At 50.4% G+C, this 11,722-nt stretch carries 6 protein-coding genes; 1 reads left to right on the top strand and 5 read right to left on the bottom strand.

The window, feature by feature from the left end; all coding sequences use genetic code 11:
• Positions 1-20: 20 nt before the first annotated feature.
• From KF839_RS08020 to KF839_RS08000, 5 genes are all read right to left on the bottom strand, one after another.
• On the bottom strand, positions 21-1,736 hold the full coding sequence (locus tag KF839_RS08020) for a DUF262 domain-containing protein (RefSeq protein WP_292917319.1): 1,716 nt from the start codon (positions 1,734-1,736) through the stop codon (positions 21-23).
• 106 nt (positions 1,737-1,842) lie between these two features.
• Entirely contained in the window at positions 1,843-4,221 is a 2,379-nt protein-coding gene (locus KF839_RS08015; protein WP_292917318.1) for a S8 family peptidase, read from the bottom strand.
• Positions 4,222-4,239: 18 nt separating this feature from the next.
• Positions 4,240-5,223: an AAA family ATPase gene (locus KF839_RS08010; RefSeq protein WP_292917317.1), complete on the bottom strand. Its 984-nt coding sequence runs from the start codon at positions 5,221-5,223 to the stop codon at positions 4,240-4,242.
• A gap of 73 nt (positions 5,224-5,296) precedes the next feature.
• Positions 5,297-6,577 carry a DUF2130 domain-containing protein gene (locus tag KF839_RS08005; RefSeq protein ID WP_292917316.1) on the bottom strand — a complete coding sequence of 427 codons (1,281 nt, stop codon included), beginning with the start codon at positions 6,575-6,577 and terminating at the stop codon, positions 5,297-5,299.
• Positions 6,578-6,750: 173 nt separating this feature from the next.
• Positions 6,751-10,257 (bottom strand): SNF2-related protein, encoded by a 3,507-nt coding sequence (locus tag KF839_RS08000; RefSeq protein WP_292917315.1) that lies wholly within the window; start codon positions 10,255-10,257, stop codon positions 6,751-6,753.
• 249 nt (positions 10,258-10,506) lie between these two features.
• On the opposite strand from KF839_RS08000, the gene KF839_RS07995 reads away from it, so the two are divergent.
• A complete protein-coding gene (locus KF839_RS07995) occupies positions 10,507-11,472 on the top strand; it encodes a class I SAM-dependent methyltransferase (protein WP_292917314.1) in 966 nt (321 codons plus the stop codon).
• Positions 11,473-11,722: the final 250 nt, after the last annotated feature.

Genomic DNA, 11,722 nt, shown 5'->3' with positions numbered 1-11,722 from the left:
CGATCACTATTGATTCGATCTTAAGAAAGTTGGGTGATCCGCCAAACACTAGTAGCGACTTTAGCCATCGCCTTCTGGCGTGCGGCGATGCGTTCCGGCGTCCAATCAACGTTATCTTTCACCACATTACGGGTAAGCTCAAAATTACTGGCGGCCAGCACTGGTTTTTTAATAGTAAATTCAGCATTACCCAAATCACGGTTCTGGCCTTTAGTAAGCAAAGTCATATTACCAAGACGGTAAACCATGGCATCCGCCTCCTCTTCGTTAAAAGCGGACCAGCCTGACGTCGGATTTTGCGGCAAGATGTGCTCAATCGTGATGCTGTCACTCTCAAAATCATAATCTTGTCCGTTCAACTGAGACTCCAGGGCGCATAAGATGTAACGGACAATGCGCGCGTTACGGGAATTGGTAGTACGCAATATTTTTTCCGAGAAATCGCCACGAAACTTGTCATCATTTGGATAAATCGGCTTCATAACATCCAGCGTTTCAGGAGCTGTTGTTAAGCCACCATTGGAAATTTTCTGCGCTACGCTATGATAGACATGTTCTTGTTCATGCGTTGGCAAACTGCCGATAACATTGTATCGAAACGAAATCATCACGCAACTGCGCAACAAGCTCTCAAAATCGTCCGATGAAAATCTGCGATGCGCCGCCAGTAACAGAGAAAACGGTTGACGCACGCTGAACATCCGCAAATTCTGCACAAATCCTTTGAGATTCGGCGCCCATAACGACACTTCCGGGTTGGTCAACGCCAAATAAGTATCCATATCTTCTTCCATGCCGCGCAGCAATTCAAACACGGATTCACGGTCAATAATCTGAGCACGGATGGTCTTGAATAACTCGGACTGACGCACCGAAGTTTTCCGGCTGATCCAATGCACCCGCAGAAAATCCGGAAAACTCTCACTGCCAAGCCGGCTTATCATCGCTTCCCAGCGATCTTCCAGCGCGTTCATTTCATGCGCATGCTCGCCATCCCGGTGCAGTACCGAAAACAGATAATTTTTCAACAAATCCGTGGATGAAAGACGCACTCCACGTGCATTGAGCGTTTCAAACACCTTATAAGCATTGAGCTCGTCCGTCACACTGATGACAGTGAAAAATAATCGATCACTCATCGTCTCAACCAAACTAGCCAACGCGACACCTTCGTCACCGCTTGCTTTTTTGGCGTGCTCACGTACACGTTTATCAAACCATTCAAACGCCTTGCGTAAGCCGTGCTCGGAAGCACGAAAACCGCGCTGCGGCAAATGCCCAAGCGGCATCAGGTACGTTTGAAAATAATGATCGTTATTACGGTTCAGCGTTAGTTTGCTGCGCGACACCAATGTCACCGGATCCAAATAGCCGATATAGGTTTGGCGTATTTGCTCGATGCGTTGCTGATTATGCTCAGGATTATTTTTTCCGTCGACCAGCCGCTTGAGATTCTTGAGTATCGCCAAAACAATCAGCGTCAATGTCGTCAAGCGCTGCTGACCGTCAATGACATCAAAATTCTTATCATCCTGCGATTGCAACACCAGATAGCCCATGTAATGCGCCGGCTCACCGCCTTCTCGAACTGTACCAAGAATATCCATCCACAAATCTTCCCACTCGTCTTCCGTCCAACTGTAGTCACGCTGAAAACGTGGGATACGATAAGTCAGTCCGTTACCGATCAGCTTCCGGTAGGTATTGTTTTCGGTTTTAAAGTTTGTGGCGGACATATCACTCCCTCCTTCATATTCTTACGGCTAGCCTATTGTAAAACCGTGAATTCTAGCTTGTCAGTCTTCTGCAATAATTTCAAACCTCTGCATAAAGTTCTTTCAATCAAGCGCCAAGACGCACTCTAGCCTGAACTTGCTCACGAACACGGGCTTGAATTTGGGCGTGCAGCCGAGCCTCAAGATTTTCGCGGTCGCTGACCGAGACCACCAGGGCGTAGTTTTCTTCATCCAGACAAATTGCGCGTCCCCACTCTTTGTCTTGTCGGGTAACCACGACGAACCATTTCTGCTTTGGTGATAGTTGTTTCAATGTCCAGATTGAGGACTGTACCGTGCATCGTTCACGTTCTTGTGACGTAATAGTCCGATTGCTGGCTGCGGCATCGCCGGTGGAATCTTCCTCCTTTTTCAATTTCTGATTGAATTGCCGCTGCACTTCATCGAGAGACCCCCCCTTGACCAAGCGATAGCTGATCTTCGTACCCAAATACTCCATGCGCGTAGTCTTCACGGGTGGGCAATAAGCCAGTGTCACCCTGATCTGGCGTGTGGCGCGGTTGCTGCGTAAAAACTCATCAGGCAATGGCAGTTCGTAAAACTGATGGCTATCGTTCTCGATAGCCGATTCGGCAAGGAGTACTACCTTGTCATCGGTAGAGCGGAACAGCGTGTCGGTATTCACCTTGCCATAGCCAACAACTTGACGCAGGTGTTCTTGCATCTGCCCGGGAAAGGCCGCAATGCAAGCTGGCGGAACATCGGCGTGGTTGACCAGCAATGCCCTCAGTAGGTTTGCTGATGCGCGGGGATAAGTGTTGAGCAATCGCCCGGCCAAATGAGTGATATAAGGTGCAGAAAAACTCGTGCCGGAAATGTCTTTGAGCAGAGTAGCTCCGATGAAGTCATGATTCGGAACCAGAACGCCAAGGCGACGATTGTCTTTTCGAAATTGCTGGCCTTCCTGCCGCATCGGCGATACCAAATTCCCACCATGCGCGACCAGGTCTGGTTTGATCGCGCCCTTGATAGAAGGGCCGTGGCGTGTAAATGGAGCGGGCTGATCCTCCGATGCTGGGCTTAGCGCATTAATATACCTATCCCCGTATCGCTGCTCGTCTGCGTTTGCGGTGTGATTTGCCAATGCACCGACAGTGAGCACATTCAATGCTGGTGCCGGGTCGATAATGAACGACTCAGGGATCAATAGGTATTCTGGATACTCTGCCCGCCAATCGGACTGAGGTATCGTTTCGGTACCGCGAAAGTTGCCAGCCGAGACAACAAACAGGATATCGTATTCGCGCGCCAGCCTGTCTAGCGTATAGGCAATCCCCCGAATATGTCGCCCATCGTAGGGGACGTTCTCGTTTCCAAGGGAAAGATTAAAAATCCGGCAACCCAACTCCCCGGCGAAATACTCGACGGCTTTTTCGATGGTCTGCTCAATGGTTTTCTCATCAAACACTGCCTCATTCGTACCTGCAGCTTTGGTCATGATCTTGCCGCTGCACAGCACCAGCTCAGGCTTCCATTGATCCGCGGCAAGGCATTCTTCAATATTTCCGTACAAGACAATCCCGGCCACGGCAGTACCGTGCCCGACTTCGTCTTCGGCGTCTTGTCCCGCTATGTAACTTTCGGCCTCACCGAATGCCGCACGTAGCAGCGGGTGATTGCTGTTGATACCACTGTCGAGGATGCAGATTCTCGCTGCTCCCGATGGAGGTGAACTGATCCCATCAACATGAGGCGTAACAGGTACATCCATTTGCTGGTAGGTAATTCCGGTGCGTGGCGGCAAGTCCACCAGACGAACATCTCTATGTTCCAAAAGATGCGCGGCTTGTTCTTTCGTTACATCAAGCCGATACAATAAAAGGCTATCACGGTTAATCCGGTCAATCTGATGAATACCATGAGTTTTGATCCATTCCTCAAACCGATGCACGGTTGATGTCCGCTCCGGGCTATGCACACCACCCAACGGCCATAGCTCAACATCTAGCTTGAACGTGGCCGAATAAGGAATGCCAAAATGTTTGATCGCCCAGCTTTCCCTGTCTTCTCGACACCAATTGCCAATGCCATCAAGAGCAAGCAACAAATTCTGATAGCTTAGATCCTGACCTTCAGGAAGCCCCAATCGGGCAAGATGATCGGCAAATTCAGCCAAGCCTTGTTCTGATGTGAAGACAATGCAAACAGTTTTGTCTTCCTGGCTGATGAACTCGATACCATGCTTATTGAGCTTGCCGAGATCGAGGCTGCCGGAATAACTCAATTTGAGAACGAGATTTCCGTCTTCTGCACCTGGCTGCGCTTTGGCAACTTGGGCTGCCCCGCGTAATGCCGTGCCTAGAAATCGTCCATGGGCTGCCGGATCAGGGCGAACAATTCCTTTAATACTTCTCTGCTTCGCTGTGCGTCGATCATTGATAAGTGGCTCTTTCTCAATGCGAATATGCTCATAGGCACCAGCCATGTATTCTCCCAGATTTGATTAACGAGCAGACCGTGTTTCCCTTTCTTTTGCTTGAGACAAATCTTTCACGGTAAGGAATTCTTGATTGCGAAGAATCATGCGTTTTATAGCACGCCGCACAATCCGCTCGATGTCTGCTGGGCTTAGCCCTTTAAACATCTTGGCCAACTCCGGCACAGCAACTTCAAACTCTCGTCTCACGCCTCGAAGTTTCAGTTGCAATATCTTGGGCAGCAATTCGGCAGAAGGTAAAGGGAATTTCAGTGTATCATCGAATCGCCGCCATACTGCGCTATCCAATATCTGTTCATGATTGGTGGCAGCGATTAGAAGGCTTTTCCCTCGATAGGCATCCATCATTTGCAACACGGCATTGACTACACGCCGTAATTCGCCATGCTCACTATTGTCGGCACGCTCTTTACCCAAAGCATCAAACTCATCAAACAGGGCGACTACTGCATTCTGCTCGATGAAATCAAAGACCTTGCGCAAATTGGCCGCGGTCTCACCAAGATAGGATGAAACCAATGTGTCGATCCGCACAATAGCAAGGGGCAAGTCCAATTCATATGCGATTACTTCGGCTGCCATGGTCTTGCCACACCCAGGAGGGCCAAAGAAAAGCACCTTGGATGAAGGCTGCAATCCATAAGTCCTAAGAATATCTGCTCGACGATGCTCTTCTAATACATCTTCTATGGCTGCAAGCGCCACCTTGGAGAGAACAAGCTCTTCCAGCGAACGCTGTGACTGCCGAATGTCCAGCAATGGCAATCCACGTTCCTTGTCTGTTGGCAAGCTTGGTAGCAGGCGCGAGAGCGAGCTTGAAGTAACAGGTTTTGATTCGCCGTATAGAATCTGCTCCAGATCGTTGGCAAGCAAGTGGTGCTGCTTCTGCCGTTCTTCTTCAATAATGGACTTCGATGCGGCCTTGAATGCCGCAATATCCCCGTCACTTCCTGCCCTAATTAGTTGCCGTAGCACTTTAGCGCTCGCCATAATAATCCTCCCCCAAATTTCTTAATTCTACTCTACTGACAGGCTCATTACCTGAGTCTCATAGCCCCCAATTTTATAAGTTTTTGTTGTCTTCAAGAGCAGGAAATTCCAACCCCTCAATCTCCTGCAACGATTTCCCGGCAATGCCTTGTAAATCGCCGTACATGCCGACCGTTGCACTCATTACGCGCTCAATTTGTTCCTCGCGCTTGGCCCATTGCTTCATGATCGCTTTGCGTTCCTTGTCGAGATCTTCCTGCATGGTGGAAAACGCTTCAACAATGGCTTCGACGCGCTGGCGGAAGCGCGGGCCGGTGAGGTATTGGTAGACCATTTCGGTTTTGCTCTGCTGACCTTCGGAGGATTGGCGCGCCAGCGCGATCTCCAGCAATGATTGCCGCAGGATCATCGCAACCGGCAACGCGGCGCGCGGGTGCGTAACCCAGACGCCTTCGATCAATTCAAAGGTTTCCACGCCTTTCGGCAAGGTATGGCTGACGATGACCGCCACTTCCGCTTTGGCGGCACGTTGATCGTCGCGCAGTTTCACCAGCCAGGCATCGCTCCAGTTTTTGGTGCGTTTGAACTCCCATAACAAGGTGCCGCCGGCTTGCCCTCCCGCGCCGATCACGCGGTGCAATACATCGCCGCCGAATTCGCCTTTCGGCACCGGCTCGATCGCATCGAGCGGAAATTTCATGCGCAACAAGCTTTCCAGTTCGAGCTCCTGCACTTCCCCCTGTAATTGCTGCGAACCTTGCTCGGCTCGGCGTTTAAGATCTTCGATCTGTTTCTGCATCGCGGCAATGGTTTGCTCCTTCTCCAGCACTTTGAATTTTTGTTCGTCTTCGGCTTCTTTTTTAGCTAGTAACCGCACTTCCACCAAGCCTTCCTGTACCCGCTTGGCAACCGTCAATTCCAGTTCGCGTTTGGCGTCGTCCAGCTCGCGTTGCTTCTTGATGAGCTCCGCTTGCGCCTGCTGCGCCTGCGCCAGTTTCTCGTCACGGGATTTGAGGATTTCTTGCAATTCGATCAACTCCCGCACTTTGCTCTCCAGCTCGGCAGCGCTAGCCTGCTTCGCTTTGCGCGATTCTTCCGCGATTACCCGCACGCGCTCCGCTTTCAATTGTTCGGACACTTGCAGCGCCACTTGATCGTCGAACTTACGCTTTTCCTCCGTCAGTAACTTTTCCTTGTCTCGCATCGCTTGCTCGCGTTGCTGAATCTCGCCATCTTTTTGCGCCAACCGCTGCTCAAATTGCTTGCGGGTCGATTCGATCAAAGGCGCCGCCAGCGATTCAGTCAGTTTGATTTCGGTTTTACAGTTCGGGCAAGTAATCGTCGGTTCTGTCATAACACTGTTTCTCCAGTCGATAGCGTGAGATTGCGCGATTTATTAAAAGGTTGCTCTGAGAAACCTGCATTTGTCATTCCGGATGTTGTGAAGAATCGTTTGCAATCAGCAGGATTTCCCGCTGTGCTCGAAATGACGATCATTCAGAGGCTTTTCAAATATTGAAGTAAAGTTTACCTTAAACTAAAGATATCTTTCAGTTCGCTATTGCTCAGATTCCCGATCCATTTTTCCCCGTTGCCCACGGTCATATCAGCCAAATTCCGCTTGGATTGAATCATGTCATTGATGCGTTCCTCGAAGGTGGCGCGGGTAATCAGGCGATGCACTTGTACGTTATGCTGCTGTCCGATACGGTAGGCCCGGTCGGTTGCTTGCGCTTCAACCGCCGGATTCCACCACAGATCAAAGTGGATCACATTGGCGGCGGCTGTCAGATTGAGACCGGTGCCCCCGGCTTTGAGCGACAGCAGAAATATGCGTTCGGTACGGTCGTTCTGAAAACGATCTACCATGTCATCGCGTATTTTTCGTGCAACACCGCCGTGCAGAAATTGCGGCTCCCGGCCGAATCGTTCTTTGATCCAGCCCGACAGCAACTCACCCGCTTCGCGGAATTGCGTAAACACCAGCACCTTCTCATGCGCGGCAAGCAAGGGGTCAAGCAGATCAAGAAACAATCCGGCTTTGCCCGATAAGTTGGCGCTGGAATCTCCTTTTTTGAGGTATTGCGCCGGATGATTACAGATTTGCTTCAAGGCCATGATCATTTGCAGCACCAATCCTTGGCGTTTGAATGTGTCGGATTCACCGTTGATCACCTGCAGCGCTTCACGCACGACGGATTCATATAATGCCGCTTGTTTTTCCGTCAATTCGCAATATTGATTCTGCTCAATTTTGTCGGGCAAATCGCTGATAATGCTTTTATCCGACTTAAGCCGTCGCAGCAAGAACGGACTAGTGATGCGTTTAAAACGATTCGCCGCGTGCTGATCATGGTGGCTTTGTATCGGTGTCGCAAACTCTTTGGTAAAACCGGTGAGATTCCCCAGAAAACCGCGATTGGCAAAATCCATGATGCTCCAGTATTCGGATAACCGGTTTTCAACCGGCGTTCCGGTCAAGGCAACGAAACTTGCCGCCGGAATCGCCTTGACAGCTTTAGTTTGCTCAGCAGCCGGGTTTTTGATGTTTTGCGCTTCATCGACGACGACGATATGCCAGGATAATTTCTTGAGCTTGGACAGGTCAGATCGCGCCACGCCGTAGGTCGTCAGCAACAGATCAGATCGTTCTATCTCCAGCACACGCTCCGCGCCATGAAAAACACCCACCTTCAGCGTTGGTGCAAAGCGTGCAATCTCTTTCACCCAGTTGGTCAGCAAGCTGGTTGGCACGATCACGAGCGCTTTCGCCTCTTCCAGCCTTCCTTCCTCTTTGAGTCTCAGCAAGGTGACAATCACCTGGAGTGTCTTGCCCAGACCCATGTCGTCGGCAATCACACTGCCAAACCCAATACGGATATTGCGGTACAACCAGGCATAGCCGCGTTCTTGGTATGGCCGCAAAGTTGCATTCAGTCCTACCGGCAGTGGCACATTATTAACTTCGATGAATTCACGAATAATGGCTTGCGCTCGCGCATCCAGCGTTACCGGCGTGCCCAGATACTCCCCGGTCAGAGCAATTCGTAGCAGTTCCGCTTGCGTAACATGCGGCGGCTTTTCCAATTGCAAACGCAACCGTTCAATTTCCGCAGGATCGAGATAAACATAATCACCCCTGAAGCGCACAATTCCGTGAGCAGTTTTGACCAGTTCTTCAAACTCGGCATGCGAGAGCTGGCTATGACCAATCGCCACCGTCCAGTCAAAACCGAAAACATCATTCGCATTGAGGTAACCGGAGCTTCCGGTATTCTTGCCGGATAGTTTCATCGATAGCTTGGGCCGCAGCACGCGGTCTAGGGTCTTAGGCAATAACACGGGTATTCCAAGCAACCGGATCACCGGCAGCACATCAAACAAAAATGCCGGGAGCGCTTCGGAGCTCAGCGCTATCGGCGTTGTTGCGCCGGTGCTGATGTAGCTATTAAAATCCGGTAAAAATTCCGCCAGCAATGCCACTGTTTTCAATACACTATAACGACTCTCCTGCCATGCCGGATCGATCAACAGACTAGCAAATGAAGCAGGTTCCTGTAGCAGATCATTACGTGCCGCAACGCCCAGCGACAAGCTGAATCCAATATTTTCTTCCTCTAATCGCAGCACCGGCACATGGGCCTGATGATTCATATGAAAGCGCGCCAGCCACAATTGCACCCCGCTACCTATCTCGCCTTCCCCAGGCCCTTCAAACCGTGCGTAACCCTGGCCAAAAAACAGATCAATCAGTTTGTTGCCATATGGCTTTTCAGCACCAGCATCACTCCATCGATGCATAAACTCGTTTAGAAATAAACTGCATAGCGCCACAGCTTGTACTTCTCCCGAGAGATCGATCACTTTCTTATCAGCGTGAAAAGCCAATAATCCGGATGGCAATCGCGCCGCCAATCGACCGATCAAAGCGCTCACTGTTTCATCCAGCATCGCCGGCAACCAGCGCAATCCCACCCCTAGTTCACCGGCATTGAATACCTGTGGCAAAGTTGCGCCCTTGGCCAGCAAATGCAAACTGACCATGCACGCATGAAACATAGCCGCAACTTCGGGCTGCAGATCCGGCAAATCAGCTTCGGCAATTTGTTGCAGACCGGTTACCCAATCCAGCCAGCGCAATGACGTCGTCATTCCGGTAAGGATGGGCTGATAGCCGGTATCGAGAGATAGATGCGGCTTATCCGCAGTGGTAATTACAGATTTCGCGCGATCAACCTCCACGGCAGTATTGAGTGAAAGCCGTGCCTGCTTGGTCACTCGTTTCATCACCTTCTCATAAATGACACGAAAATCGCCCTGCTGAAAGAAGGCAGGATTTGCAGGTAGCACATTCACCAGAGAAACCGAAAGGTCAGGCAAAGTGGAATAGTCCAACGTGCTATAGTCCGCAACGTCAACGGCATCCAGCACCGCCGTTGCATGTTGATGCGATTGAGATTGAGCCAGCAAATCCCCGGCTGCCGGTAGCGCAGCCCTGGCTTCGCTTTCAATCGAAATATGGCGGGCTTCCAATTCCTGAATAAGATCGACTCCCTTCAACAAAAACACAATGAAAGGATTACCGTCAATTTCGCGGCTAATCAAATAAATCACTGCGGCCAGGTGTTTGCAAGGCACCGCCCAATCCGGACAAGAACAGTACATGGATAGATCCGACCAGCGTGCCGGAAAGATATCGATGTTCAGCATTTTGGCATGCTCCAGAACAGCGGAATCCAGCTCACGGTTGAGCATTCTCGAGATAATCATCGGATCATGCGCCAGGGCGTCAAGCAAACCCTTGACCTGTGGTATCGGCATAGCCGGAACCTCGATTCTCACCGTGTAAGGTTGCGAACGGGAGCCTTTCACTTTGGCATGTATATTTCCCTGCTGAATCTCAATTTTCGTCACCGAACCTTTATTGGCATAACTGCGCCCCCGCGGCAGCCGGTTGTCAAAATCGATTTGCGACAACGCGTTTAGCCACTGCGCGCCCCACCAGGTTTGTCCATAATTTTTATGCGTCGGCATACTGCAAGCGTTGATGCATTAAAGACCCACACCGAAGTCCGGGCACGTAATCGTCGGTTCTGTCATTACAATTTTCCCCTTTTAATACGGCAACATTTGCCGGTCTGAGCGGCAATGCGCTCCCAGAACCCCGGCTGAAAAACGCCAGACCCCGTCATCATGCGCCTGTCACCGGTTGGCATGATCATTGCTGTCAGTTTTGAAAGCAATTCATTATAAACCGGCAGTATTCAACACTCAGGAACCCCCATGAAAAATAAATATGAAAGTTTGGAGCTCGGTCAATTCATACCGCTGCATTATCATCACAATATGCTAAACGACACAGCTCGCATGCAAGGCTTTAAAGAGGCGATCGATTTATTGGTCAAGCCGGGTACCAAGGTGTTGGAACTAGGCGGTGGCACCGGCGTGCAATCGTTCTTCGCTGCGCAAAAAGCGCAAAAGGTTTATTGCGTTGAACGCAACCCGGAGTTGATTAACGCCGCGCGCAATCTCCTGGCGCAAAACCAAAACGGCGGCAAAGTCGAGCTTATCCAAGCCGACGCCATGCACTACTTGCCACCGGAACCGGTCGATGTGGTGATTTGTGAAATGTTGCATACCGGTTTGTTACGTGAAAAACAAATGCCGGTGATCGATTCTTTCAAACAACGCTACCTGAAGAAATTCGGCGAACCGCTGCCGGTCTTTGTGCCGGAAGCAAGTATCCAAGCGATTCAACCGCTGGAACACGATTTTCATTTTTCCGGGTTTTACGCGCCGACGATTCAATTCCAGAATCCTTACGTCATTCAGGAACGAAGCAAAGGTTTGGGAGACCCCGAAGTATTTCAAATGCTGGCGTATGCCGAACCCTATAGTCAAACCTGCCAATGGGATGGAGAAATTCTGATTACCGAAGACGGTCAGCTCAATGCTTTGCGTCTCATCACCAAAAATTTACTGGCGATCAATGTGACGACATGCAGCACCATCGACTGGCATACGCAATACATCGTCTTCCCATTGCCGGAATCCATGCAGGTTTCCAAAGGCGACCAAATTGCCATCCGCTTCAGCTATCAAGGCGGCGCGCCGCTCAATGCATTGACGGATTCGCTGCAAGTCCGCCTGATCAGCAAACAAACACCCGTTCTGGAATTAGCACTGGAAGCATTGAATCAATCGGCGGAATCGCAACCGGAAGTCGTGGAAAATGCCGGAGTAAGGTAGCACTACTACGCAAGAGCCGCGCAATGCGGCTCGTCTGCTATTCCCAACCTTTCGATCGTACAGTTTTTTGTTACGAAAAAGTAAAACACAATACTTATTACGCCGGACGGTAAGTATTGCGCAATCAGTTAACTCTCATACCCGCAATATCGCATTGTTCACGTTGCAGTAATCGTGATTATCTTCCGGATTGACTCCCCTCAAATCCAAAGAACCGGTAAGATTATCAAAAGTGGTTTAGCGTCCACCG

Source organism: Nitrosomonas sp. (assembly GCF_019635155.1).
Lineage (GTDB): Bacteria > Pseudomonadota > Gammaproteobacteria > Burkholderiales > Nitrosomonadaceae > Nitrosomonas.
The sequence above is the reverse complement of the archived record's forward strand: the minus strand, read 5'-3'. Positions and strand labels throughout refer to the sequence as shown.

What these genes read in the sequence shown, in the direction of transcription:
- KF839_RS08005 (WP_292917316.1), bottom strand. Translation starts at nt 6,577, where the DNA reads ATGACAGAACCGACGATTACTTGCCCGAACTGTAAAACCGAAATCAAA.
- KF839_RS08015 (WP_292917318.1), bottom strand. Translation starts at nt 4,221, where the DNA reads ATGGCTGGTGCCTATGAGCATATTCGCATTGAGAAAGAGCCACTTATC.
- KF839_RS07995 (WP_292917314.1), top strand. Translation starts at nt 10,507, where the DNA reads ATGAAAAATAAATATGAAAGTTTGGAGCTCGGTCAATTCATACCGCTG.
- KF839_RS08010 (WP_292917317.1), bottom strand. Translation starts at nt 5,223, where the DNA reads ATGGCGAGCGCTAAAGTGCTACGGCAACTAATTAGGGCAGGAAGTGAC.
- KF839_RS08020 (WP_292917319.1), bottom strand. Translation starts at nt 1,736, where the DNA reads ATGTCCGCCACAAACTTTAAAACCGAAAACAATACCTACCGGAAGCTG.
- KF839_RS08000 (WP_292917315.1), bottom strand. Translation starts at nt 10,257, where the DNA reads ATGCCGACGCATAAAAATTATGGACAAACCTGGTGGGGCGCGCAGTGG.